This window comes from Kribbella pratensis (assembly GCF_004366075.1).
Taxonomy (GTDB): domain Bacteria; phylum Actinomycetota; class Actinomycetes; order Propionibacteriales; family Kribbellaceae; genus Kribbella; species Kribbella pratensis.
This window is the reverse complement of sequence record NZ_SODU01000001.1, coordinates 2,058,062-2,083,426: the sequence shown is the minus strand read 5'-3', so window position 1 is coordinate 2,083,426 and position 25,365 is coordinate 2,058,062. Positions and strand designations below refer to the sequence as shown.

Here is a 25,365-nt window from a genome sequence, read left to right as displayed (position 1 = left end):
GACAGCGCGCTGTGTGATTGCTCCAATGCAGTCAGGTATTCCGCCGTACCCCTGGAGGGGATCCATGAGGAATCGACTCAGCCGCATCATCGGCGTCTGTGCGCTGGCACTGGGACTTGCTGCATCTTCTTTGGTGCCCGCGAGCGCCATCACCGGCGGTCAACCCGACGGCAACGCGCATCCGAACGTCGGTCTGATTCTGTTCTACCAACCGGACGGACGCTTCCGGTGCACGGCCACACTCGTCTCGCCGACCGTCCTGGTCACCGCGGCCCACTGCACGCTGGGCACCCTCGGCAAGACCCTGGTGACGTTCGACTCGGTGATCGCCCAGCAGCCGCCGTCACCGTTCCCGGTCGCCGCTGACCCGGCGAAGGGCTACACGCAGGCGGAGCTCGAAAAGGCCGGTTACAAGTCCGGTACGGCGTACGCGCATCCGAAGTACTCCGACTTCACCGACCTGGCCAACTGGAACGACGTCGGCGTGATCGTGCTCGACCGCCCGGTCACGAACATCGCTCCGGCCAAGATCGCGCCCACCAACTACCTGAACGCCTACCAGCAGCCGAAGCTGAACAGCACGATCTTCCGCTCCGTGGGCTACGGCACTGAGGTCCGCAAGGCCGACTCGGGTCCGCAGAAGCCGACCCCGATGTCCTACCCGTTGCTGCGTCGCTGGGCCGACGAGCCCGGTCAGAAGCTCACCCCGCAAATCCTGCAGGTGAACGGCAACGAGCACGACAACCGCGGCACCGGCGGCACCTGCTTCGGTGACTCCGGCGGTCCGACGTTCCACGGTGGCTACCAGGTGACCGTGACCAGCTACGGCTACACGCAGAACTGTCGCTACCTCGACGGGCTGCAGCGGATCGACATCAAGGTCGTCCAGGACTGGCTCAAGACGTTCGGCGTACCGATCGGCTGACAACGCCCGGTGCCGCGGCGTCTCGGTACGTCGCGGCACCGGTGCTATTCTGTGCGTATGCGAGTGAGCCTGCTCCTTAGTTAGCCGTACTGGCATCCAGGCGCCGAAGCGCCGGTCAGTACGGCATCCCCTCCTGCGTGAGGGGCTTTTTTATGTCCAGGGGTGCCTTCTGGCACATTTAGGCTCAACAACAGACGAAGTATGGAGTAGGACCGTGAGCGAGCAGGTGGACGACACCCCCATCGACCGGGGTGGCTACGACTTCAACGCCATGCAGGCGAAGTGGCGTCCGGTGTGGGAGAAACTGGACCCGTTCAAGGCCAAGGACGACGGCTCGGCCGAGCGTCGCTACGCGCTCACGATGTTCTCGTACCCCTCCGGCGACCTGCACATGGGCCACGCCGAGGTGTTCGCGCTGCACGACGTTCTGGCGCGCTACTGGTTCCAGCAGGGGTACGACGTGCTGAACCCGATCGGCTGGGACTCGTTCGGTCTGCCGGCGGAGAACGCCGCGATCAAGCGCAACGAGCACCCCGCGACGTACACCTACGGCAACATCGAGACGCAGGCCGAGTCGATCCGGCGCTACGCGCTGAGCTTCGACTGGTCGCGCCGGCTGCACACGTCCGACCCGGAGTACTACCGCTGGACGCAATGGCTGTTCCTGCGGATGTACGAGCGCGGTCTGGCGTACCGCAAGGCCTCGTTCGTCAACTGGTGCCCGAACGACCAGACCGTGCTGGCCAACGAGCAGGTCGTGCAGGGACGGTGCGAGCGTTGTGGCTGGGAGGTCACCAAGCGGGAGCTGACCCAGTGGTACTTCAAGACCACTGACTACGCCCAGCGGCTGCTGGACGACATGGAGCTGCTGCAGTGGCCGGAAGAGATCCTGCTGATGCAGCGCAACTGGATCGGCCGCTCCGAGGGCGCCTTCGCGGACTTCCAGGTGGAGGGCCGCGACGAGCCGATCAAGGTGTTCACCACCCGGCCGGACACGCTGTTCGGCGCCACCTTCATGGTCGTCGCTCCGGACGCGAAGCTGGCTGCCGAGCTGGTCACGCCGGAGCAGCAGACCGCCTTCGACGAGTACCTGACCAAGGTCAAGGCGACCACCGAGATCGAACGGCAGAGCACCGAGCGCGAGAAGACCGGTGTCTTCCTGGGCGCGTACGCGATCAACCCGGTGACCGGCCGGCGGATCCCGATCTGGGCGGCCGACTACGTGCTGGCCGATTACGGCACCGGCGCGATCATGGCGGTCCCCGGCCAGGACACGCGGGACTGGGAGTTCGCGGAGAAGTTCGACCTGCCGATCGTCCGCACCGTGCAGCCTCCTGCCGACTTCGACGGGAAGGCCTTCACCGGTGAGGGCGCCGCGATCAACAGCGCCAACGACGAGATCAGCCTGGACGGTCTGGAGATCGCCGACGCCAAGTCGCGGATCATCGACTGGCTGGAGAGCAAGGGCCTGGGCGAGCGGACGATCAACTACCGCCTGCGCGACTGGCTGCTGAGCCGCCAGCGCTACTGGGGCTGCCCGATCCCGATCATCCACTGCCCGTCCTGCGGTGAGGTCCCGGTTCCCGACGACCAGCTGCCGATGGAGCTGCCCGACCTGCGCGGCGCGGACCTGCAGCCGAAGGGCGTGTCGCCGCTGGCGGCGGCCCGCGAGTGGGTCGAGGTCGACTGTCCGAAGTGCGGTGGCAGGGCCGAGCGCGACACCGACACGATGGACACGTTCGTCGACTCGTCCTGGTACTTCCTGCGCTACCTGTCGCCGGAGTACACCGACGGTCCGTTCGACCAGGCCGCCGCCGAGCGGTGGATGTCGGTGTACCAGTACGTCGGCGGCAAGGAGCACGCCGTACTGCATCTCCTGTACGCGCGGTTCTTCGTCAAGGCGCTGCACGACATGGGCCTGCTGAAGGTCGTGGAGCCGTTCACCCGGCTGCTGAACCAGGGCCAGGTGATCAACCAGGGCAAGTCGATGAGCAAGTCGCTGGGCAACGGCGTGAACCTGGGCGACCAGATCGACGAGTTCGGTGTCGACGCGGTCCGGCTGACGATGGTGTTCGCCGGTCCGCCGGCCGACGACATCGACTGGGCCGACATGTCCCCGGGCGGTTCGCTGAAGTTCCTGCAGCGAGCCTGGCGGCTGGCCGGAGCGGTCGAGGCGCCGGTCGGCTCGGACCCCTCGACCGGTGACGTCGAGCTGCGCAAGCTGACGCACCGGACGGTGGCGGACGCGGCCGAGCTGATCGACTCGCACCGGTTCAACGTCATGGTCGCCCGGGTCATGGAGCTGGTGAACGCGACCCGGAAGGCGATCGACTCCGGTCCCGGTGCGGCGGACCCGGCAGTGCGCGAGGCGGTCGAGGCAGTGGCGATCGTGCTGAGCCTGGTCGCGCCGTACACGGCCGAGGAGATGTGGGAGGAGCTGGGCCACCAGCCGACCGTCGCCAAGGCCGGCTGGCCGAAGGTCGACCCGGCACTGCTGGTGCAGGACTCGGTCACCTGCGTGGTGCAGGTCGCCGGCAAGGTGAAGGACCGGCTGGAGGTCGCGCCGGACATCTCCGACGCCGACCTGGAGCAGCTGGCGCTGGCGTCCGAGGCGATCCAGAAGGCACTGGACGGCCGCGGCACCCGCAAGGTGATCGTGCGGGCGCCCAAGCTGGTCAACATCGTCCCCGCCTGAGTCTGGAGCCTGATGGATTCGGTTCTCCTGGATATTCACACCGGTGCTCGTGAGGTCGTCCTCGACCTCACGAGCCGGTGCGAACAGTTCGTCTCCGGTCGCGGTGACGGCCTGCTGCACGTGTTCGTGCCGCACGCGACCGCCGGTGTCGCGATCCTGGAGACCGGCGCCGGCAGCGACCTCGATCTGCTGGCCGTGCTCGAGGACCTGCTGCCGCGGGACTTCGAGTGGCAGCACCGGCACGGATCGCCCGGACACGGACGCGACCACGTGCTGCCGGCGCTGATTCCGCCGTACGCGACCGTGCCGGTGCTGAAGGGCCGGCTGACGCTCGGGACCTGGCAATCGATCTGTCTGGTCGACACGAATCGCGACAATCCCGACCGGCGGGTCCGGCTGTCGTTCCTGGCCGGTTAGTGGACTACCTGGTAACAAGTATTTCCGGGATTTTGGTGACTTATCGTGATGTTGCCGATTGCGTTACGTTTGCGAAACACGACTCCGCTTGAATTGTCGCCATGGCTGCCCTTGACACGCTGCGCGACGTCACCACCGAGCTCCTGGTTCGCGCCACCCGTGGCATTTCCGACGGCAGCCTGCTGAATGCCGACTCCGGCCGCGCGGATACCCGCGCCCGGATCGACGACTGGGCCGGCGTCCTTTCTCTGTACGCCGCCGACAATGAATCCCGCCCGGTTCGCGCAACTGCTTGAAACGTGCATTTCTGATTTCGCAGGCTTTCCTGTTCTGTTGCTCCGGTCAACCAATTGTGTGACCCAGGCCGCATCCCGCACGCCGGGAAGCCCCGGCAAGAACACGTCCGTCACGCTATGTTGTGACAGGAACGTGAGGCCTTCAGAGGGGTGACGGGCTGTGTCGGACACGGATGGCCGGGCGGACGGTCGGCGAGGATTCGCCGATCTGCTGCTCGACCTGAGGGTCCAGGCCGGCCTCTCCCAGGAGGAGCTGGCCGACCGGGCCGGGCTGAGTGTCCGGTCGATCCGCGAGATGGAGGCCGGCCGGGTCGCGCGCCCGCGCAAGGACTCCGTCCGCCTGCTCGCCTCCGCGCTCGGTCTGCGGCCCGACGACACCGGTCACTTCCTCGCCGCTGCGGGGCACGGCTCGGTGCGTCCCGTCGTACGGGCGGTGGCGCCGTCGCCGCCGGTCGTCTCGGTCGCGGACGCCGTACCGACAGGTCTGCGCTGGCGTGGCACACGGCCGATCCCGGACGGCCTCGTCGGTCGTGAGCAGGATCTGTTCGAGCTCGAGTCGCTGCTGCGCCAGAACCGGCTCGTTACGCTCGTCGGTCCAGGCGGGGTCGGCAAGACCGAGCTGGCGCTCGCGGCGGCCGACCGGTTCTCCGGCGCCGACACGACCGTCGTGGTCGTCGACCTCACCACCGTCCAGCGCGATGCCGCCGTACCGTCGGCGATCCTGGACGCCTTCGGCACAGCCCCCGGTACGTCGGACCTCGACGACGTACTGTCCGGACGCCGGCCCGGCGACCTGGTCATCGTCGAGGACAACGCCGAACACGTCCTCGACGGCGTCGCGACGGTCGCCAACCGGATGGTCCGCAGCTTCCCGGGCATCGGTGTGCTGGTCACGTCCCGGATCCCGCTCGGCCTGCCCGACGAGGTGGTCCGTCGGGTGCAGGTGCTCGGCGTACCGGCGAACGACGAGGACTTCGAGGCGATCGCTGCGTCGCCGGCGGTCGAGATGTTCTGCCGCCGCGTCGCGCGGGTGCGGCCTGGCTTCGCACTGGCCCCTTCGAATGCCCCGACAGTGGCGCGGCTGGTCAGGCGACTGGACGGTCTGCCGCTCGCGCTGGAACTCGCGGCCGCGCGGGCCGGGTCGCTGTCGGTGGAGGCGATTCTCGCTGCGCTCGACGACCGGTTCCGGTTGCTGTCCGGGCCGCGACGGTTCGGTGCGCCGCATCAGCGGACGCTGGCCGACACGATCGCGTGGAGCGTCGACGCACTCTCGGACCCGGCGCGGCAGCTGCTGTACCGGGCCTCGGTGCTCGGTTCGCCGTTCACTCTCGAGGCTGTCGCGGGTGTCTGTACGGGCACTCCGATCGACGAGAGCGACGTACCGATGCTGCTCGCCGAGCTGGTGGAGAAGTCGCTGCTGCAGCCGGTGCACGAGTTCGAGCAGTTGTACGGCGCGCGGTACAAGCTGCTGGAGACGATCCGGGAGCACGCGTACGCCGGGCTGTCGTCACAGGGCGACGACCTCACCGAGTTCCGCAACCGGGCGGTCGAGTGGTGTACGACGTACGTCTCGGGGCTCGAGGGCGCCTGGTCGTCGCCGGACCGCGATCGGCGGTACCGGGCGGCACATGCGAACTCGGCGCTGTTCGAGGTTGCGCTGGAACGGGCGGGCGAACTGGGGGAGTGGGACACCGCGGCGCGGATCGTGCTCGGGTTCCGGATCGCGTGGCAGTACCAGGCGAGTGTCGCCGAGAGCGGGATCCGGTGGGCGACGCTGTGCGCCGAGAACGTGTCCGACAAGGAGACGAGCGGGAGGCTGCTGGCCATTGCAGGCCGGCTGTCCAGCCTGACCGGTGACATCCGTGGTGCCCGTCGGCACTACGAGGAGGCGCGTACGCGGATCCCCGGTGAGACAGAGATGGGCCTGGTCGCCCGCGGCGGCTGGGTGTCATCCGGATCGCACCTGCTCGATACACAGAGCCTGGCCGAGATCCCGGCGCTGGTAGATGACGCTCGCAAGCACGGCGACGTACAGCGGTCTGCCACTGTGCAGGCGACCTGTGGGCTGGCGCTGCTGCGGTGGGGGCGTTTGGTGGAGGCCAAGGAGCTCCTGCTTGCGTGGGAGGCCGCACTGGTCAATCCGGGCGTCTACCCGGACGAGATCGCGTACATGGCGCTCAGCCGCGTCGACCTCGAGCTGGGGAACCTGTCCGGCGCCCGTCACTGGGCACAGCTCGCCCGTGACAGCCAGGCGTCTGACGACCCGGAGCGCACCAAGGTCGCCGGGTGCCTCGCAATGGTGGAGTACCACGACGGGCGGTACGAAGAGGCGCGGGCGCTGCTCGACCAGGCCGACGCCGACATCCGCGGCCATCGCGGGTACTTCGACTACCTGGTGATGCTCTACCGGTCCCGGCTGGCTCGTGCCGCCGGTGAGGCCGAGCAGGCGCGTTTGACGATCCTGGACGCACTGAACCGGTTGCTGCTCGAAGGGCGGGTCGTCTACCTGCTCGAAGTACTGCCGGAAGCCGTGGCGGTGCTGCACGCGCTGGGGCGCTCGGAGGCGGGAGACGCCGTGTGCGGCCAGCTGCTGGCGTGGCAGCAGTCGATGGACCCGCCGATGCTGCCGACCGCGTGGGCGGTCCTGCAGGAGTCCTGCGAGAGCGCCTCGGTCGCGGACGGGTGGCCGGAGCCGGACCCGTCGGCCGCCGTACAGCGGCTGGCCAACGACGTACTCGCTGCGCTTTCTTCACCGCTTCTCTGACGCGGATCTGCTGAAGCTGCCGGGTAACTGCCGGTTGTTCTGCCTCGTCCTGACATGGCTGCCGGACCAAGAATTACAGCCGTAGGGCAGGTTCCACGAAGCAGAGACCGACACCGGAAACGGGCAGCGAAAGGGCGGTGAACCATGAAGAGGCCATGGCGAACCGCTCAACTGCCGCACCCGGCGAAGGCGACGCGGAGGGCCTCCGGTGGCTGGTTGGTGGGGGCGCCGACCGGCGGCCGAGAGCTCCGGAGTGCTGTGGAGTGCGGATCTGTCCTGCCTGTACCGGGCGCGGTGCACCGTCAGGGCACTGCTTCCGGGGCGGGGTCCCAGCACAGGGTCAGGCACACGAGACAGGGGACGAGTGTCGCGATCCGGCTGGTACGGGCAACCGGTGGGTTTGGTCACCCACCGGCGGGCCGGCCGCTGGGACCTCCCGGGACCTCGACGAGCTCGCGGTCAGGCCGGTTCGCACGGAACCGGATACGGGGAGTAGCTCGCCGAGGCCCCACCAACTTCGGCTGACAACCAGGGGGAGTCAGCAGGACGAGCCGGGCTGGTGACGCACAGGGGACGTCAGTAGCCCGGCACAACCAAAGCGAGGTGAAGGTCCCGGGAGGGGTGGCCTTCACCTCGCTGGTGTTTCCAGCACAGCCGACTTGTCGAACGCGTAGCCGACCATCCACGAGGGCTGGAGGCGGCAGTAGACGATGTCGTCGCCCCAGCTCGACGGCGAGCTGCCGTAGTGGTTGGTGAGGTGCGCCTCGATCTCGGCGAAGTCCGGGTGATCCGCGGTCAGGAACTCGACGTTCCCGTGGCTGAACACCCCGATCCGTTCGCCGTCGACGTACGAGATGCTCGCCGCGGGACGCTTCTTCAGGTGCCGCGCCTTCGCCGCCGATGCCGACGTCGTGAACACCAACCGTGCGTGCAGGAAGTGCCCGTCCACGGCGCTGATCCGCGGCTCACCACGCGCGGTCACGGTGGCCAGGTTCAGCGTGCACATCCCGGTCAGAACCTGCACCAGCTCCCCGGCATCCAGCCGCCGCGGCCCCGTGATGATGTTGCGCAGATGCTCCGTAGACCGCTCGTACGCCGCGTCGAGAAGCTCCTGCAACTGTGTGACTTCGGTCGCTGTCTCCTTCATCTTGTCGAGTTTGGCACTGCGCCAGGACATTAACTGTCCGGTAACCTCGCTGCATGGCAGCCCGCGTGCAGGTCGTCACCGACTCCACGGCCGGTCTGTCCACGCACGAGCTGCTCCGCCACCCGCTGACCGTCGTACCGCTCCAGGTCGTGATCGGCGGGACGTCGTACGACGACGGCGCCACATCGGCGGACGCGGTCGCGGAGGCACTGAAGACGTTCACACCGGTCTCGACCAGCCGACCGGCGCCGCAGACCTTTGCCGACACGTACGCCGCGTGCGCCGCGGACGGCGCCGAGGCGATCGTCTCGATCCATCTGTCCGGCGACATGTCCGGCACGTTCGAGGCCGCGATGATCGGCGCCAAGGAGTCCACGATCCCGGTCCATGTGGTCGATTCCCGCTCGCTCGGCATGGGCCTCGGGTTCCCGGTCCTCGCCGCGGCCGCCGCGGCCGCCGCCGGAGAGGACGCCATCGCGGTCGAAGCCGCCGCCCGCGCCCGGATGAAGTCCATCTCGTCGTACTTCTACGTGGACACCCTCGAATACCTCCGCCGCGGCGGCCGCATCGGCGCCGCCCAGGCACTCCTCGGTACGGCGCTGGCGGTCAAGCCACTGCTCACCATCAGCGGCGGCCGGATCGTCCCCCTCGAAAAGGTCCGCACCTCCAGCCGAGCCATCGCCCGCCTCGCCGACATCGCCGTCCAACGCGCCGGCGACACCCCCGTCCAGATCGCCGTCCACCACCTCGCCAACCTGGAAAAAGCCCAAACCCTGGCCGACAACCTAGCCACCCGCCTCCCCCAGGCCGACGAAATAGTCCTCCGAGAAGTAGGCGCCGTAATAGGAGCCCACGTAGGCCCCGGCCTCCTAGCCGTAGTAGTAAGCCCCCACTAACCGCCGCCCCCGGCCGCCCGCCTGCCCCACCCGATGGCCTGGTCCGCGGCCTCGCCACGCCGCCGTCGACCGCCGTCGCCCACGTTCCTCGAGTCGTGGATTCCGGCGTGTCGACGGCCGCCAGACGCAGCCTCGATCCACGACTCGACATTCCCGTGGCCAACCAAACGCCACGACTCGGCGCGATCCCGGACACGGCAGCGTTTCGCGCGACGGCCGAACCGACCCTTCGAGGCCGCCCCGAGCGCAGTCAGCAGAGCCGGGGTTATCCCCTCGTGTGCAGGGTTCTCCCGTCGTCCATCAGTAGAGAACCCACCACACGAGGGGACAACCCGTCGGCCGCTCGACGGGTGGAGGCCGACCACTGGGGCGACGGTGGGACGACGGTGAGGGCGACGGCGGGCGATGGTGGGGGATGGGGACAGGTGCTGGTGACTGGGGACACGCAATAGCAGCTGCCGACCCACGGCTGCCTGTCGCACGACCCCAGATCGACCGATCACGACCCACACATCGGACAGAAGCGCCGCTACGTCCTGTTCATGGCCCCACCGGGTGTCTCGAGTCCCACGGGCCAACCAACGCTGCCGCGCCCGGCTGGCCGGCCACCGCCCTCAGCCGGCCCGCGATCCTTTGTTCCCGGCGCGAGCCGGAGGTTTCTCCACAGCTTTCAAGTCGCGGTTTCACGGTCGCCGCGGACTCGTACCTTCTTTGGGCGTGAAGGTCTTCCGCCGCACCCCACCCCTCGACCCGGCCGCCCGAGCCCGAGCCCTCGCCCGCCTAACCCCCCGCCCCCCACACCCAACCGCCCCCCACCTTCACACCCCGTCCGCCGACCACACCCCAGCCGACCAACCCGCCGCCGAGCAAACCCCCGCCGGCAAGCCTGCCGCCGCAACCGAGCGGACCGCCGGCGGTTGGCCCCCCGCCGGGAACACTGCCGCCGCAGCCGGGCGGACCGCTGGGGGTTGGATCCCCGCCGACCGAGCCCGCGCCGACCAAATCGCCGCCGAGCGGATCCCAACCGAGCGAATCCCAACCGAGCGAATCCCAGCCGCGCAGATCTCCGCCGCGCAGACCTCCATTGCGCAGACCTCCGCCGGGCAGACGACGGCTCAGTGGACCGCTCGCATCGGCAACCCGGGTGATGCGCCCGCCACGGCTGATCGCGGCATACACCCCTATAGCAGGCAACCGAGCGACAGGAACCGTCCAGACGAATATCCGGAGGAGCGTGATGAGGTGCGAGGCGGATGGACCCCCGAACAACCCCGACCCGATCGACTACGCGACGCCCGCTGGACCCTCACCCCACGCCACATCGCCGTCCTGGCCTTGGTGCTCGCCCTCGGCCTGACCTGGGCCGCCTGGACCTTCCTCCGAGCCCGTCCCGAGCCCCTCCCCGACACCCGCCCAACCACCACAACCACAGGCTCGGCAGTAAGCCAGCCAGCCAACCAACCCGGCCCTGCATCATCGCAAACCCAGCCAGCCGCCAACCAAACCGCCGACCCCAACCAGACACCAGGCGCCAACCAAACCCCCGGCATCAACCAGACGCCCGGCACCGGAACCTCGTCCGGTCAACCACCCGTCGTGGTCCACGTCGCAGGAAAGGTCCGCCGCCCCGGCCTCATCCGCGCTCCAGCAGGCTCCCGCGTAGCCGACGTACTCACCCTCGCCGGTGGCCCACTCCGCGGCGTAGACCTCACCACCCTCAACCTCGCCCGCCAGGTAACCGACGGCGAACAAATCATCGTCGGCGCCACCACCCAACCCCCACCCCCAAACCAACCATCGCCAACTGCGGGCTCAAGCCCGTCCTCAGCCCCCAACGCCCCCGTCAACCTCAACACCGCCACCCTCGCCCAACTCGACGCCCTCCCCGGAGTAGGCCCCGTTCTTGCCCAACGAATCCTCGACTACCGCACCCAGAACGGCCCCTTCACAACCATCGACCAACTCCAGGAGGTCCCCGGCGTAGGTCCCAAGAAATTCGACTCCCTAAAACCCCATGTCCGCACCTAACCCCGCGAACAACCCGCCCGCGACCGACCCACCCGCGACCGACCCGCCCGCGACCAACCCACCCGCGACCAACCCACCCAACCACCCACTCGCGCCAACGCCCGCAGCAACCTCCGCGCCAACGCGCACGCCAACTCACGCATCAACGTCCGGACCAACCCGCACGTCGACCTCCGAGCCCGGCCCCACACCAACCCATGTACCTGTTCGAACGCCAGCGCCCGCGGAGGCTGATGAGTCAATCGCAGACGCTGGTGAACCCGCCTCTGCGGAGGCGGGCGAGGGTGAGCGGCTCGATGCGCGGCTGCTCATCCCGGCAGCTGTGGGTTGGCTGGCCGCGGCGGTGCTGGTCGGTCAGGCGCCAATCGTCGGCGGGAGTGTCGCCGGCCTCGCGCTGGCACTCGCCGCGACGCTCGGGCTGATCCTCCGACGGCCGAACCTTGGCTCCAGAACTGCAGCATTCCGACATGCCAGTCGCTGGATGGCTGGTTGGGTGGTTGTGGGTTCGTTGGTTGTTGTGGGTGGGCTGGCGATAGCAGCCGGGCTGCACACCGCCGCCCTTCGCGCGGGACCCGTGCAGGAACTCGCGACCCACTCGGCGACGGTCACCGTCCGGCTCAAGATCGACGGGGATCCGTCGCTCCGGCAGAGCACCACCAGTAGACGGCCGCCGTATGTCGTGGTCAGGGCGACCATCGAGGAGATCCGCAGTCGCGCCGGCTCGGAGAACGCGATCCGGGAACGGGTGCGGACGCCGGTGCTGGTTGTAGGTACTGCGAAATGGGAGCGCGTCAGGTACGGCCAGCATGTCGACGCGAACGGGAGGCTCGAGCAAGTAGAAGGTGGTGCCGAGGTGGCCGCGATGCTCTCCACCAGGTCGCCGCCGCGGACAGTAGACGAGCCACCGTGGTGGCTGCGTGCGGCTGAGCGGGTCCGAGCAGGACTGCGAGATGCGGTCGCTGGTGAGCCCGAGGACGTTCGCGGGCTCGTCCCCGCACTCGTCATGGGCGACGTCTCGGGCGTGTCAACCGACCTGAACGCAGACTTCCAAACCACGGGCCTGACGCACCTGTCCGCCGTCTCAGGGACCAACCTGACGCTCCTGCTCGCGTTCCTCCTCCCGCTGGCGCGCCTGATCGGTGTGCGAGCGCGCGGGCTGACCGTGGTCGGGTTGTCGACGGTCGTCGTGTTCATCGTCCTCGCCAGACCACAGCCGAGCGTCCTGCGGGCGGCCGCGATGGGACTGATCGCGTTGGTGGCGATGACCAGCGGGGGCGGGCGGCGCCGCGCCGTACGCAGTCTGTCGGTCGCAGTGATCGTGTTGCTGCTACTGGACACGTCGCTCGCCCGTTCGGCCGGGTTCGCGCTGTCGGTGCTCGCGACAGCGGGCATCATCCTGCTCGGACCTGGTTGGCGGGATGCGTTGGCGAAGTGGATGCCTGACTGGCTGGCCGACGCGATCTCGTGCCCGCTTGCCGCGCAGCTCGCCTGTACACCGATTGTCGCGTGGCTGTCGGGCGAAGTGTCATTGATCGCCGTCGCCGCCAACCTGTTGGCGGGTCCAATGGTCGGCCCGGCCACGATTCTCGGGTTCGTCACGGCCGGAGCCGCCCTGGTGAGCAGTCAATTGGCGCAGGTCGTCGGCTGGGCTGCCGGATGGCCGGCCCGCTGGATCATCCTGGTTGCCCGCGAAGGCGCGGACCTCCCGGGCGCCGCCAACGCGTGGCCGGCGACGGTGGTCGGTGTCGCCGTACTGGCGGTGCTCTGCCTGGCGCTCGTACTGGGTCTGCACCGCATCCTGGCTCGCCCGATTGCGATGATCCTCGCGGTGATCCTGCTCGCGGTCGTCGTACTGCGTCCTGTCGGATCGCTCGGATGGCCGCCCGACGACTGGTTGTTCGTCGTGTGTGATGTCGGACAGGGAGACGGTCTGGTGTTGCGGGCGGGTGATCGTACGGCGGTTGTCGTCGACACCGGGCCGGATCCGGCGGCGATGGATCGGTGTCTGAAGGACCTGGACATCAAGTACATCCCGGTCGTCGTGCTGAGCCACTTCCACGCGGATCATGTCGGCGGGCTGGCCGGCGTACTGAACGATCGACGGGTGGGCGAGATCGAGGTGACGCCGTACTCCTCGCCGCGGGCCGAGTACGACCGGGTCGTTGAGTTGGCGTCGCGGCACGGGGTGGTTGTGCGGACGGTCGCATTTCGGGAGCAACGGGTCGTGGGGGAGGTGAGGTGGACGACGCTGTGGCCGGCGAAGGTGCCGGCACTGCCTCCGCCCGGTACGTCGTCGGCGACGTCCACGGATGAGGGATCGCCGGAGAACAATGCCAGCATCGCGATGATGGTCGAGCTCGACGGCCTCCGGATCCTGCTCACCGGCGACCTGGAGCCTGAGTCGCAGCGTGCCGTTGTGGCGACGGGAGTCGACCTGCGGGCGGATGTGTTGAAGGTTCCGCACCATGGATCGGCTCAGCAGGATCCTGGGTTCATCGCCGCGGCGAACGCGCGGTTGGCGCTCATCTCAGCCGGGCGCGACAACGACTACGGACACCCGGCACCGAGGACCCTGGACCTTCTGTCCCACGACGCGGTCCGAACAGCCACGACCAACGTCAGCGGTCCGCTTGTCGTCACCAACACCAACAACCACCTCGCCTTAACCACCCACCCACGGCTGCACGAGGGAGTTAGAAGGTGACGGCGGAGGTTGGGGTGGTGTTTTCGGGTTGGTCGCCCAGGGACCAGGCGGCTACTCGGGAGACGATGTGGGCTGGGATCTGGTCCGCTACGCCGGGGACGGCGGGTACGTCGTACGTGGCGTGGGCGTCGTACGGGAGAACGACTCGGTAGCCGCGGGCGAGTGCGGTTTTTGCGGTCGCGTGTACGCACATCTCTGACATGACGCCGCAGATGGCGAGCGAGCGTACGCCGGCTGACACCAGGATCTCCCCGAGCGGTGTCGAGTCGAAGCCGTCGTCGCGTGGCTTGCGGATCACGTGCTCGCGCGGGCCTGGCTTGAGCGGCAGGTACAGCTCCCAGCCGGGCGTGCCGGGCTCGTCGTCAGCGCCGGGTGGACCATCGTTCTGCAGATGTACGACGACCGCGCCGGCGACCCGGGCCCGGTCCAGCAGGTCGCTTGTCCGATCCAGGAGGTCAGCGGCGCCGGGTACTGCGTCGGGGCCGGAGACGAACGCGGTCTGCAGATCGACAAGAACCAAGGCGTCGACGGGCGAGGCCATCGCGACGGGTGAGGTCATGGCCGCCATCCTCGCCGGTTTGCTGCGGGGCCGCACCGGGATTGTCCGGAGGGCGTGGGATGCTGACGGGGTGGCTGCTCGTAAAGGTTCTGCGCCGAAGCTCGGCGATGTGCTCCTCGTGACCGGGACCGAGTCGTTCCTGGCGGATCGGGCCGTGCGGTCGGCGATCGCGGCGGTGTCGAAGAACGCGGCGGACGCCGGCGACAGCGCGGTCGAGGTGACGGATCTCGAGGCGTCGACGCTGGACGTCGGGGTGTTCGCGGAGCTGACCGGGCCGTCGTTGTTCGCGACCGAGCGGGTGCTGGTGCTACGCGGGCTGGAGAACCTGCCGAGTGAGATGGCGCCGCATCTGATCGAGTACGCCGGTTCGCCGTCCGACGACGTACTCGCCGTGCTGGTGCACTCCGGTGGGCAGAAGGGGAAGGGCGTCCTCGACAAGTTGCGGAAGGCATCGGTCACCGAGGTCGTCGCGACCGCGCCGAAGGCGTGGGAGCTTCCGCAGTTCGTGGCGGGAGAGATCCGGCTGCACGGTGGGACGGTCGACGAAGGGGCGGCGTCGGCGCTGGTGGACGCGGTCGGTCACGACCTGCGGGCGCTGGCCGGCGCGTGTTCGCAGTTGGTGTCGGACTCTGGCGGTCAGGCTGTGACGACTCAGCTGATCGGGCAGTACTTCGGTGGGCGTGCGGAGGTCACGAGCTTCGCGGTCGCGGATGCGGCGATCGCCGGTCGGACGGAGCCGGCGCTGGAGCAGCTGCGGTGGGCGTTGGACTGCGGTGTGGCGCCGGTGCTGGTGACGAGCGCGATGGCGGGCGGGTTGCGGGGGCTGGCGAAGTACTCGAGTGCGCCGAGTGGGATGCGGGAGGCGGACCTGGCGCGCGAGGTCGGCGTACCGCCGTGGAAGCTCAAGCAGCTCAAGCAGCAGTCGCGCAGCTGGACTCCGGGTGGTCTCGCCACCGCGATCAAGGCAGTCGCGCAGGCCGACGCGGACGTCAAGGGCGCCTCGGGCGACGCCGGCTACGCCTTGGAACGCATGGTCCTCACCATCACCCGAGCCCACGGCCGCCGCTAACCACCTGCCCGCGGGCGCTGACAAACCTGCCCACCGCCGCCGGGATAAACCCTGCCCACGGCCGCGGACAAACCCTGCCCATCGTCACGGCCCCCGCTGACCACCTACACGGCTGCTGACAACCTGCCATCGCTACGGCTGGGGCTGACCAACCGCTCGACCTGGCCCTGGGGACGCAAAAACGATCGGCCGGTCGCGGGGACTGGCCGATCGTTGGCGGGGTGCGTCCGGGGACGCGGCCCTGGTGTTAGAGGGAAGCGGCCTTCTTGAAGAGGGCCGACTTGCGGTTCGCCGCCTGGTTGGCGTGGATGACGCCCTTGCTGACGGCCTTGTCGAGCAGCCGACCGGCCTTGCGGGCGGTCTCGGTGGCCTTCTCGGCCTCGCCGGCCTCAACGGCCTCGTGGAAGCGGCGAACAGCCGTCTTGAGGGTCGACTTCACCGACTTGTTGCGAAGTCGCGCAGCCTCGTTCTGGCGGTTGCGCTTGATCTGGGACTTGATGTTCGCCACGAAGAAGAGCCTCGATCAGGAGTATGCGGTCATTACGGAAGGTGGTGCGGCGCACGGCTGAGCACCACCCGTGAACACGCGACGAGCCAGATTACCAACAAGCCGTCCACTCCTCCAAACCCGCTCCGGCTGGGCAGGAGGTGAATCAGGCTCGCGCGGTTGTTTCGGCGGCGGTTTCAGCCGGGTCAGGGTGGTGTGGATGCCGTGGGCGTTGCGTGGGGCGCGGTTGCCGAAGACGGGACGGAAGAGGAGCTTGAGGACCGTCGGGCGATGGTCGGTCCAGGACTCGGTGACCTCGCAGCCGGTCGCGGTCGGGGTGAACTCGTAGTCCCAGCGCGAGATCGGGACCGGGCCGAAGGTGATGTCGAAGGTGAACCGGCGGCCGGGCTGCGCGGTCACCACCTTCCCGAACGTGAACCAGCGGACGACGCCGGCCCGGTTGTGCCCGACGAACCGGGCACCCGGCGCCGGCCCCGCGCCCGACCCGACGGAGGACCCGCCCGAGGACTGACCCGAAGACCAGGTGACGCGGGTGCACTCCGGGCTCCACTCGCGCATCCGGGGCAGATCACTGACCATCCGATACAGTGCGTCAGCGGGCGAATGCACTGTGATGGACTCGGTCAGATCCGGCATCGGGTTTTCCCTTGCTGTCGGCCGTCATCTCCTGTGCACAGCGTGACACTGTCGGCGGCTGACGGCATACTCAGGGCCCCGTGACGCCCGCGCGCCGGGAACTTCCGCGAGCCGAAGGCTCCACCATCGCTCCGTCCAAGCCCTGGAGGAACTGCGTGACCCGCAAACGCCCGGCGATCCTCGTCGCCACCGCACTGATCGCCGCCTGCGCCGGCGTACCCGTGCTGGTGAACGCCGCGAGTGCCAGCCAGCCGGCCCCGAGCACCTCCGCCGATCCGGAGGTCAAGCGCTCCGAGACCGGGTCGTACATCGTCCAGCTCGACGACTCCCCGGTCGCCGAGTACGCCGGTGACATCGCCGGCCTGCCCGCCACCAAGGTGCTGCCGGGCGGCAAGCTGCTGAAGACCGCGGCGCCGGTCGTCGACTACGTGAAGCACCTCGCCGGTGAGCGCGACGAGGTCCTCGCCAAGGTCCCGGGCGTCAAGAAGCTCTACGACTACAGCTACACGTACGCCGGATTCTCCGCCGAGATGTCGTACGACGACGCGGTCAAGCTGGCCAAGTCGTCGGGGGTGAAGAGCGTCGAGCCGAGCGAGATCCAGCACGCCGACACCGTCGACACCCCGCGTTTCCTCGGGCTGTCCGGCAAGGGCGGCGCCTGGCAGCAGGCGGGCGGTATCGACAAGGCCGGCGACGGCGTGATCATCGGCATGATCGACTCCGGGTACGTCCCGGAGCGGGCGAGTTTCGCGCCGATGAAGACCACGAAGCAGTCCGACGCGATCGTCGCGAAGAAGTGGAAGGGCACCTGCCAGGCCGGCGAGGAGGCGCCCGTCACCTGCAACAACAAGGTGATCGGCGCCCGGTACTTCGACAAGGGCATCGGCACCCGCCCGATCCCGGACGAGTTCAAGTCGCCACGTGACTACGGCGGCCACGGCACCCACACCGCCAGCACCGCGGCCGGTAACTACGGCGTCGACATGACCGTCATGGGCCGCGACTACGGCAAGGGCTCCGGTATGGCGCCGCACGCCCGCCTCGCGATCTACAAGGCGCTGTGGGCGGTCGACGCGACCGGCGGCGGCAGCGGTACGGACGCCGACATCGTGGCCGCGATCGACGCCGCGGTCTCCGACGGCGTCGACGTCATCAACTACTCGATCTCCGGCAGCGGATCGACGTACGTGAACGCCACCGGTCTCGCGTTCCTGCGGGCGGCCAAGGCGGGCGTGTTCGTCGCGACCAGCGCCGGGAACACCGGTCCGGGCGAGGCGACCGTCGGCAAGACGTACCCCTGGGTCACGTCGGTTGCCAACGGCACCCATGACCGCGACATCCAGACCACCGTGACGCTCGGCGACGGCAAGTCCTACACCGGCGCGGGCATCGGTTCCGGTACGCCGCAGACGCCGGTGGTCCTGGCCAAGGACGCGGGCCTGCCCAACGCCGACCCGGCCAACCTCGCGCTCTGCCAGGCGGGCACGCTCGACCCGGCGAAGGCCACCGGCAAGATCGTGGTCTGTGACCGCGGTGGGAACGCCCGCGTCGACAAGAGCCTGCAGGTGAAGAACGCGGGCGGTGTCGGCATGATCCTGCTCAACATCACCCCGGGCACGCTGGACGCTGACCTGCACTCGGTCCCGACCGTCCACCTCGACGACAAGGCGACGCCCGCGGTCAAGGCGTACGTGAGCGGCACCGCGAACCCGACCGCGACCATCGGCCCCGGTACGCCGGTCCGCGTCAACGCGCCGAAGGTGGCCAGCTCCTCCAGCCGCGGTCCGTCCCCGGCCGGCAACGGCGACCTGCTCAAGCCGGACATCATGGCGCCGGGCACGAACGTGCTGGCCGCGACGACCGCGTTCAGCGCGGCCGGTGGCGAGTACGCCTTCATGAGCGGTACGTCGATGTCCACGCCGCACATCGCCGGGATCGCGGCGGTGCTGAAGAGCAAGCACCCGACCTGGTCCCCGATGGCGATCAAGTCGGCGATGATGACGACCGCCACCGACAAGGACACCAGCGGCAAGCCGATCCAGAACGACTCCGGCTCGCCGGCGAACCCGTTCGGGTACGGTGCCGGCCAGGTGCAGCCGAAGCTCGGCATGGACCCGGGCCTGGTCTACGACTCGACGTACACCGACTGGACGAAGTTCGTCTGCGGCTCCGGGCAGGTGCCGAGCACGCACGAGCTGTGCGCGAACGGCAAGATCGACCTCAGCGACCTGAACTACCCGACGATCGCGATCGGTGACCTGGCCGGCAAGCAGACCGTGACCCGGACCGTCACGAACGTCGGCGACGTCCCGGAGGTCTACTTCCCGCAGGTCGAGGGGCTCAAGGGCCTGAAGGTGACCGTGACGCCGCGGATCCTGGTCACGCTCCCGGGCCGCAGCACGACGTACAAGGTCACGATCGAGAACGACGGCGCCCCGCTCGAGCAGTACTCGTTCGGCCGCCTGGTGTGGAAGTCGGTGAGGCATTCGGTCGCGAGCACGCTGGCGATCAAGCCGCTGACGGTGAAGGCGCCGGTCCAGGTCAACGGCACCGGCACCGCCGGTTCGGTGCAGGTCCCGGTCACGGCCGGGTACGCCGGCACGCTCGAGACCACCGCAGTGGGCCTGAACCCGGCCACGGTCGGCGAGGCCGCGCTGAAGAACCCGGGTGGCGTGTCGTTCCCGACGACTGCGCCGAAGGCCAACGACCACGTCGCGAAGTTCACCGTGAACGTCCCGGCAGGTACGACGTACGCCCGGTTCTCCACGTTCGACGCGGACTATCCGGCCGGCACCGACCTGGACGTGTTCGCGTACAAGGCCGGTACGACGACCCTGCTCGGCAGCAGCACCGGTGGCTCCGCCGAGGAAGAGGTGAACCTGTCGCAGCCCGCAGGCGGTCAGGTGGACGTGTACGTCGACCTGTACGCCGGAGCGAACGAGCAACAGGTCAAACTCGACCACTGGGAGCTGCAGAAGCCCGAAGGCAACCTGACCGTCACTCCGGCCAGCCAGCCGGTGACAGTCGCCGGCCAGGCTTCAGTAACTGCCAACTGGACCGGACTGACCGCAGGTACCCGCTACCTCGGCCAGCTCCACTTCACCGACGGCGCCGACGGCTCCGGCTCCACCGTCCTACGCGTAGACAGCTGAGACCGTCGTACGCGTAGACGGCTGACGACGACGAGGGCGGCCCGGAGACATCACCGGGCCGCCCTCGTCGGTCTGTTACGGCTCGTGGATCGTCCAGCCGTCCGCCTTCTTGACCAGCAGCTTGCACTCGCCCGACGTGACGTCGCAGCGGAACAGTTGATTGTGGACGAGGCCGCCGGAGCCGACCGTCTCGGTGAGTGTCAGCAGCTGGGTGCCGTTCTCGAAGACCGGCAGCGGCAGGGTGTCCGTCATCCTGTCCTGCAGCTTGAGCTTGGTGACCTGACCGGTGTTGACGTCGATCGCCTCCGCTCGCACGCTGTGGATCATGGTCCGGCCGTCGGGTGACAGCACCGGGTACAGCTGCTCAGGTCCCTCGTCGCAGTACTCCCGCAGTACCTTGAACCCGTCGTCGCGCAGCGCACCGGCCTTGAGGCACCGCTTCCCGCCGGCCTTGGCCGACACGACGATGGTCCCGGCCGCCGCTGGAATCGCCGCGGCGCCGTCGAAGCCGGGGATGGACACCGGTCGCTGCTGACCGGATGCCGGCTGCCAGACGACGAGTCCGGCTTTCCCACGGTCCATCCACAGGCCGTCCTGGTTCCAGCCGAGGAGGGCCGGTTGCCCAGTCGCGGCGGGCAACTGTGTTACCTGCTTCCCGGACCGGATGTCGACGACGATCACCTGGCCGCGGGTGTTGGACAGGTAGTGGTACATCGCCACCTGCTTGCGATCCGGCGACAGGACTTGATAGCCGGACCGGTCTGGGCCGAGCGTCCGGAACGCGCCGCTCGGCAGCAGGATGCCAGGCTGGAACTGACCGGTCTTGGGCATCTTCGAGCCCAACCAGCCGCCGCCGGCTCGCCCGAAGAAGTAGCCGTCGACCCCCGTCGGAATACGCACCCTCTGCTTGCCGTCGTGGAGCGAGTTCTCCTCGTACACGGTGTACGGAACCTGGGGAGCGGCTCCGGAGACAGGTGGCGCCGGGCGTCGCGCCGGGTCGGGTCGGTCGCCTCGGGTCATAAGGGATGCCGCCAGTACGACGACCACGACGATCGCTGCGGCGGCCGCGAGAACCGGCCAATGGCGGCGGCGTTCGGGTGGTTCGAGGCCCGGGCCCTGGGCGCTGTCGGGGACGGTGGCGGCCTGGGTGTGCAGGTAGTCGCGGAGGCGGGTTTCGGTGTCGGTCATCGGAGTTCCTCGAGACGTTCGGTCAGGACGGCGAGACCGCGCGACGACGTGGCGCGGGCGGAGGACTCGCTGATCCCGAGAATCTGGGCGATCTCGGCGAAGGGGAGATCGAGGTAGTAGCGCAGGACGAGGACCTCGCGCATCCGCCGTGCCAGTCCCTGGAGCGCCTGCTGTACCTGTGTCCGTTCCTCGCTCAGTACGGCGTCGCTCTCGGCGGAGGCGCTCGGCGCCTGGTGCGGTGGGATGTACAGCCGCGCGACCTTGCGTCGTCGTAGTACGGACCGGCTGCGGTTCACCACCGCCGTACGCAGGTAGGCGAGCGCCGCATCGGGCCCCCGCAACGGCCAGCGCCGGTACAGCTCGGCAAAAGCCTCCTGTACGACGTCCTCCGCCGCCTGCCGGTCGTCGACCATCAGCACCGCCAGCCGGACCAGTCCGGGCCAATGCTGCTGGTAAAGCGCCGACACGGCCGCCTGTGCAGGCGCCGGGCGTTCGATGCTCACCATTTGATTCGTCACACCGCTAGAGACGCGCGGCGCTCAGGAACGCTGCGTCCGCTCCCGCACCCAGTCCAGGTGCACCAGAGCACTCTCGCGCTGCCACGTGCGAATCGTCGGCAGCCCAGGTGGCGCCGGCTGAGCCGCACCCCACCACAACCCGCCACCTATCGCCGCGATGAACCCAGTGATGGCCGGGTCGTTTGGCAAGGCCGGCAGCGTGACGGACCCGCGCATGTCGGCGTGCAGGATCACAGTGTCCGCCCAGCGGGGTGCCAGCGCCGGGTGCGCCCAGTCGATGAACACCACGCTGTCCTCGGTCAGGATGATGTTGTCGGCTCGCAGGTCCCAGTGCGCCAGCGCCTTGCCCTCGGCCAGCTCACGAAGCCCTGTCCGCGCCAGCTCCGCGAACTCCTCAACCCGGCCTTCCATCCACGAAGGTACGGCGAGACCGTCCTCCAGCACCTTGTCCCACCGGCTCAGGAACTCCCTGCTCCGGAGAGCCGCCACAGGTGCGTCCGGCCACGGTGACGGGTCCAGGGCGTCGGTCAGCTCCTCCAGTGCGCCCAGCACCCGGTCGGCGTCGGCCTGCTCCCACGGGTGCGCGGGTAGTCGCCCCTCGACGTCCTCGAAGAGCATCCCGACCCAGTCGCCGTCGTCGTACACGTCGTACAGGACCGGTGCCATCGGGACGGTGCCGATGCCCTGCATCGCGGTGATCTCCTGGCGGAACAGCTCCGGCGTCTTCGGGTTGAGCGCCGTACCGACGGTCTTGACGAAGGCCCGGCGGCCGGAGGCGGTCACCAGGCGGGCCGCGACACCAGGGGAGAAGCCTCCCTGCTGGGTGACCGCCGACACCACCACGGACCCGAGAGAGCGCTCCACCCAGGCCCGCACCGCGGCGGGCAGCTTCTCGAAGGGCAAACGGACCCCAGCAGCATGCGCCATGCGACCACACGGTAGGCGGCCCAGAGGCCGTCCGCCCGTGATTTTCGAATCTGCTGGACCGCCATGGGATGATTGACCGGATATACCCTTCGAGACCAGAACTGGATCCCCTCCGTGCCCGTTGGCCCCACGAAAGTGCCGCAGCCGGGTCGCACCGACCCGTCGCTGATCCGGAACTTCTGCATCATCGCCCATATCGACCACGGCAAGTCGACGCTGGCCGATCGGATGCTGCAGATCACCGGGGTGGTCGACGACCGCTCGATGCGGGCCCAGTACCTGGACCGGATGGACATCGAGCGCGAGCGCGGCATCACGATCAAGTCGCAGGCGGTCCGGCTCCCGTTCGCCCCGAAGCCGGACACCCCGGGCGGCCTGCTCGCGCCGGACGGTACGACGTACATCCTGAACATGATCGACACGCCGGGCCACGTGGACTTCACGTACGAGGTCTCGCGGTCGCTCGAGGCGTGTGAAGGCGCCGTTCTGCTGGTGGACGCCGCGCAGGGGATCGAGGCCCAGACCCTGGCGAACCTGTACCTCGCGCTGAACGCCGACCTGCACATCATCCCGGTGCTGAACAAGATCGACCTGCCGAGCGCGCAACCGGAGAAGTACGCCGCCGAGCTCGCCCACATCATCGGATGCGACCCGTCCGACGTGCTCAAGGTGTCCGCGAAGACCGGTGAGGGCGTCGAGGATCTCCTCAGCGAGATCGTCGCGCAGGTGGAGCCGCCGCAGGGCGTGAAGGACGCGCCGCCGCGGGCGCTGATCTTCGACTCGGTCTACGACACGTACCGCGGCGTGGTCACCTACGTCCGGGTGGTCGACGGCGAGCTGACGCACCGGGACCGGATCAAGATGATGTCGACCGGCGCGGTGCACGAGATGCTCGAGGTCGGGGTGATCTCCCCGGAGCCGATGAAGACGCCGAGTATCGGCGTAGGTGAGGTCGGCTACCTGATCACCGGGGTGAAGGACGTCCGTCAGTCCCGGGTCGGTGACACCGTCACCGCGGCCGTCCACGGCGCGACCGAGCCGCTCGGCGGCTACAAGCACCCGCAGCCGATGGTGTACTCCGGGCTGTTCCCGATCGACGGCGACGACTACCCGACGCTGCGCGACGCGCTGGAGCGGCTGCAGCTGAACGACGCGGCCCTGCAGTACGAGCCTGAGACGTCGGGGGCGCTCGGGTTCGGCTTCCGGTGCGGCTTCCTCGGGCTGCTGCACATGGAGATCGTCCGCGAGCGGCTCGAGCGCGAGTTCGACCTGGCGCTGATCTCGACCGCGCCGAACGTGGTCTACCGGGTGGAGATGGAGGACGGCAAGGAGTTCGTCGTCACCAACCCGAGCGAGTTCCCCGAGGGCAAGATCGCCGACATCTACGAGCCGGTGGTGAAGGCGACGATCCTGAGCCCCAAGGACTACATCGGCGTGATCATGGAGCTGTGCCAGACCAAGCGGGGCAACCTGGGCGGCATGGAGTACCTGTCCGAGGACCGGGTCGAGCTGCGCTACACGCTGCCGCTGGCCGAGATCGTCTTCGACTTCTTCGACCAGCTGAAGTCCAAGACCAAGGGCTACGCGTCCCTCGACTACGAACCGACCGGCGAGCAGGCGGCGGCGCTGGTCAAGGTCGACATCCTGCTGCAGGGCGAGACGGTCGACGCGTTCTCGGCGATCGTGCACCGCGACAACGCTTACTCGTACGGCGTCGCGCTGGCCGGCAAGCTGAAGGAACTGATTCCCAGGCAGCAGTTCGAGGTGCCCATCCAGGCCGCGATCGGGTCCCGGATCATCGCCCGCGAGTCGATCCGCGCGATGCGCAAGGACGTGCTCGCCAAGTGCTACGGCGGTGACATCACCCGGAAACGCAAGCTGCTCGAGAAGCAGAAGGAAGGCAAGAAGCGGATGAAGATGGTCGGTCGCGTCGAGGTCCCCCAAGAGGCCTTCATCGCCGCCCTCCGTACGTCGGAATCCGCCGAGAAAGCCGGCAAGAAGTAGGTGTCAGTCCAGGTTCCTGAAGGCCTGCTCGTTGTCGCGTCGCGCGGGCAGGACTGGGCGGACTGGCTGGATCGGCTGCCGCGGTTGCTGCGGGATCTCCTCGACGAGTGGGAGTTGCGCGTCGACGGTACGGCGGCGTACGGGAACTGCGCGATCGTCGTACCGGTGCTTGCCGACGGGCAGCGGGCCGTGCTGAAGGTGCAGTTCCCGCACTGGGAGGCGGAGACCGAGCACCTGGCGCTGCGGGCCTGGGCCGGCAACGGCGCCGTACGACTGCTGCGCGCGGACCCTCGCCGGTTCGCGCTGCTGCTCGAACGCTTGGAACCGCGGGACCTGACGACGATCGACGCGCTGGACGCCTGCGAGATCGTTGGCGGGACCTACAAGCGGCTGCATGTGCCCGCGGGCCCGCAGTACCGGACGCTGTCCGGGGAACTGAAGCGCTGGGTGGAGCGGTTCCGGCAATTGCCCGCGTCGGCGCCGGTGCCGCACCGGTACGTCGAGCAGGCGATCTCGCTGGCCGAGGACTTCATCGCCGACCCCGCGACCGACGGCCGGCTGATCCACACCGACCTGCACTACGAGAACATGCTCGCCGCGGACCGTGAACCGTGGCTCGTGATCGACCCGAAACCGCTGTCCGGCGACCCGCACTACGAGGTCGCGCCCCTGATCTGGAACCGCTGGGACGAGGTGGAGGCCGCCCACGACCTGCGCTTCGCGGTCCGGCAGCGGTTCTGGACCACGATCGACGCGGCCGGCTTCGACGAGGACCGCGCCCGCAACTGGGTGATCGTCCGCCAGATGCTCAACGTCCTCTGGACCCTGGAGTCCACCAGCATCGACGAGTCCCTCCCGCAGGACTGGCTGACCCGCAACATCGCCATCGTCAAAGCCATCCAGGACTGACCCCCGGTCATCGACGTGAGCTA

20 protein-coding genes are annotated in these 25,365 nt (G+C 68.7%); 13 read left to right on the top strand and 7 right to left on the bottom strand.

The window, feature by feature from the left end; genetic code table 11:
* Positions 1-64: 64 nt before the first annotated feature.
* From EV137_RS09845 to EV137_RS09825, 5 genes are all read left to right on the top strand, one after another.
* Positions 65-925: a S1 family peptidase gene (locus EV137_RS09845; RefSeq protein ID WP_134127987.1), complete on the top strand. Its 861-nt coding sequence runs from the start codon at positions 65-67 to the stop codon at positions 923-925.
* Positions 926-1,139: 214 nt separating this feature from the next.
* Complete coding sequence (leuS, locus tag EV137_RS09840) at positions 1,140-3,620, top strand: leucine--tRNA ligase (RefSeq protein ID WP_202870859.1); 2,481 nt, start codon at positions 1,140-1,142, stop codon at positions 3,618-3,620.
* A gap of 12 nt (positions 3,621-3,632) precedes the next feature.
* A complete protein-coding gene (locus tag EV137_RS09835; protein WP_133781104.1) occupies positions 3,633-4,037 on the top strand; it encodes a YjbQ family protein in 405 nt (134 codons plus the stop codon).
* Positions 4,038-4,138: 101 nt separating this feature from the next.
* Positions 4,139-4,333 carry a hypothetical protein gene (locus tag EV137_RS09830; RefSeq protein ID WP_134000282.1) on the top strand — a complete coding sequence of 65 codons (195 nt, stop codon included), beginning with the start codon at positions 4,139-4,141 and terminating at the stop codon, positions 4,331-4,333.
* Positions 4,334-4,493: 160 nt separating this feature from the next.
* Positions 4,494-7,097, top strand: a complete 2,604-nt coding sequence (locus EV137_RS09825) for an ATP-binding protein (protein ID WP_134127985.1) — start codon at positions 4,494-4,496, stop codon at positions 7,095-7,097.
* Between the two features lie 628 nt (positions 7,098-7,725).
* Here EV137_RS09825 and EV137_RS09820 read toward each other — a convergent pair.
* Positions 7,726-8,244, bottom strand: coding sequence for a pyridoxamine 5'-phosphate oxidase family protein (locus EV137_RS09820; RefSeq protein ID WP_134127983.1), 519 nt, complete (start codon positions 8,242-8,244; stop codon positions 7,726-7,728).
* Between the two features lie 53 nt (positions 8,245-8,297).
* Between EV137_RS09820 and EV137_RS09815 the strand changes: the two genes are divergently transcribed.
* From EV137_RS09815 to EV137_RS09800, 4 genes are all read left to right on the top strand, one after another.
* Positions 8,298-9,140, top strand: coding sequence for a DegV family protein (locus EV137_RS09815; RefSeq protein WP_134000273.1), 843 nt, complete (start codon positions 8,298-8,300; stop codon positions 9,138-9,140).
* Between the two features lie 542 nt (positions 9,141-9,682).
* Complete coding sequence (locus EV137_RS41975; RefSeq protein ID WP_375372025.1) at positions 9,683-10,288, top strand: pentapeptide repeat-containing protein; 606 nt, start codon at positions 9,683-9,685, stop codon at positions 10,286-10,288.
* 94 nt (positions 10,289-10,382) lie between these two features.
* On the top strand, positions 10,383-11,168 hold the full coding sequence (locus tag EV137_RS41970; RefSeq protein ID WP_134127979.1) for a ComEA family DNA-binding protein: 786 nt from the start codon (positions 10,383-10,385) through the stop codon (positions 11,166-11,168).
* A gap of 481 nt (positions 11,169-11,649) precedes the next feature.
* Complete coding sequence (locus tag EV137_RS09800) at positions 11,650-13,872, top strand: ComEC/Rec2 family competence protein (RefSeq protein WP_238175200.1); 2,223 nt, start codon at positions 11,650-11,652, stop codon at positions 13,870-13,872.
* Here the strand turns inward: EV137_RS09800 and EV137_RS09795 are convergent.
* Positions 13,862-14,431 (bottom strand): isochorismatase family protein, encoded by a 570-nt coding sequence (locus tag EV137_RS09795; RefSeq protein WP_134127977.1) that lies wholly within the window; start codon positions 14,429-14,431, stop codon positions 13,862-13,864. The two genes, EV137_RS09800 and EV137_RS09795, sit on opposite strands and share 11 nt — an antisense overlap.
* A 70-nt stretch (positions 14,432-14,501) precedes the next feature.
* Between EV137_RS09795 and holA the strand changes: the two genes are divergently transcribed.
* Complete coding sequence (holA, locus tag EV137_RS09790; protein WP_134001828.1) at positions 14,502-15,500, top strand: DNA polymerase III subunit delta; 999 nt, start codon at positions 14,502-14,504, stop codon at positions 15,498-15,500.
* Positions 15,501-15,747: 247 nt separating this feature from the next.
* Here the strand turns inward: holA and rpsT are convergent, their stop codons facing one another.
* Together rpsT and EV137_RS09780 are read right to left on the bottom strand one after the other, a co-directional pair.
* A complete protein-coding gene (rpsT, locus tag EV137_RS09785; RefSeq protein ID WP_134000261.1) occupies positions 15,748-16,008 on the bottom strand; it encodes a 30S ribosomal protein S20 in 261 nt (86 codons plus the stop codon).
* Positions 16,009-16,023: 15 nt separating this feature from the next.
* Positions 16,024-16,644, bottom strand: a complete 621-nt coding sequence (locus EV137_RS09780) for an SRPBCC family protein (RefSeq protein WP_134127975.1) — start codon at positions 16,642-16,644, stop codon at positions 16,024-16,026.
* A gap of 155 nt (positions 16,645-16,799) precedes the next feature.
* Between EV137_RS09780 and EV137_RS09775 the strand changes: the two genes are divergently transcribed.
* Positions 16,800-19,796 (top strand): S8 family serine peptidase, encoded by a 2,997-nt coding sequence (locus EV137_RS09775; protein ID WP_134127973.1) that lies wholly within the window; start codon positions 16,800-16,802, stop codon positions 19,794-19,796.
* Between the two features lie 75 nt (positions 19,797-19,871).
* Here EV137_RS09775 and EV137_RS09770 read toward each other — a convergent pair whose 3' ends face one another.
* Genes EV137_RS09770 through EV137_RS09760 form a run of 3 tightly spaced genes read right to left on the bottom strand, consistent with a single transcriptional unit; the run spans position 19,872 to position 22,429 of the window.
* A complete protein-coding gene (locus EV137_RS09770; protein ID WP_134127971.1) occupies positions 19,872-20,984 on the bottom strand; it encodes a hypothetical protein in 1,113 nt (370 codons plus the stop codon).
* Entirely contained in the window at positions 20,981-21,490 is a 510-nt protein-coding gene (locus tag EV137_RS09765; protein WP_134000249.1) for a SigE family RNA polymerase sigma factor, read from the bottom strand. Before EV137_RS09765 ends, EV137_RS09770 begins: the two co-directional genes overlap by 4 nt.
* Before the next feature lie 33 nt (positions 21,491-21,523).
* Positions 21,524-22,429, bottom strand: coding sequence for a phosphotransferase family protein (locus EV137_RS09760; protein ID WP_134127969.1), 906 nt, complete (start codon positions 22,427-22,429; stop codon positions 21,524-21,526).
* Positions 22,430-22,543: 114 nt separating this feature from the next.
* Here EV137_RS09760 and lepA point away from each other — a divergent pair, with 114 nt between their 5' ends.
* On the top strand, positions 22,544-24,433 hold the full coding sequence (gene lepA / locus EV137_RS09755) for a translation elongation factor 4 (protein ID WP_202870858.1): 1,890 nt from the start codon (positions 22,544-22,546) through the stop codon (positions 24,431-24,433).
* Positions 24,434-25,342: an aminoglycoside phosphotransferase family protein gene (locus tag EV137_RS09750; protein ID WP_134127967.1), complete on the top strand. Its 909-nt coding sequence runs from the start codon at positions 24,434-24,436 to the stop codon at positions 25,340-25,342.
* Positions 25,343-25,365: the final 23 nt, after the last annotated feature.

Excerpts from the sequence above, each read along its gene's own strand:
- EV137_RS09830 (WP_134000282.1), top strand. The coding sequence starts at position 4,139 with ATGGCTGCCCTTGACACGCTGCGCGACGTCACCACCGAGCTCCTGGTT.
- EV137_RS09820 (WP_134127983.1), bottom strand. The coding sequence starts at position 8,244 with ATGAAGGAGACAGCGACCGAAGTCACACAGTTGCAGGAGCTTCTCGAC.
- EV137_RS09770 (WP_134127971.1), bottom strand. The coding sequence starts at position 20,984 with ATGACCGACACCGAAACCCGCCTCCGCGACTACCTGCACACCCAGGCC.
- EV137_RS09835 (WP_133781104.1), top strand. The coding sequence starts at position 3,633 with ATGGATTCGGTTCTCCTGGATATTCACACCGGTGCTCGTGAGGTCGTC.
- EV137_RS09845 (WP_134127987.1), top strand. The coding sequence starts at position 65 with ATGAGGAATCGACTCAGCCGCATCATCGGCGTCTGTGCGCTGGCACTG.
- EV137_RS09760 (WP_134127969.1), bottom strand. The coding sequence starts at position 22,429 with ATGGCGCATGCTGCTGGGGTCCGTTTGCCCTTCGAGAAGCTGCCCGCC.
- EV137_RS09765 (WP_134000249.1), bottom strand. The coding sequence starts at position 21,490 with ATGGTGAGCATCGAACGCCCGGCGCCTGCACAGGCGGCCGTGTCGGCG.
- EV137_RS09780 (WP_134127975.1), bottom strand. The coding sequence starts at position 16,644 with ATGCCGGATCTGACCGAGTCCATCACAGTGCATTCGCCCGCTGACGCA.
- EV137_RS09800 (WP_238175200.1), top strand. The coding sequence starts at position 11,650 with ATGGCTGGTTGGGTGGTTGTGGGTTCGTTGGTTGTTGTGGGTGGGCTG.
- EV137_RS09795 (WP_134127977.1), bottom strand. The coding sequence starts at position 14,431 with ATGACCTCACCCGTCGCGATGGCCTCGCCCGTCGACGCCTTGGTTCTT.
- EV137_RS09815 (WP_134000273.1), top strand. The coding sequence starts at position 8,298 with ATGGCAGCCCGCGTGCAGGTCGTCACCGACTCCACGGCCGGTCTGTCC.
- EV137_RS41975 (WP_375372025.1), top strand. The coding sequence starts at position 9,683 with ATGGCCCCACCGGGTGTCTCGAGTCCCACGGGCCAACCAACGCTGCCG.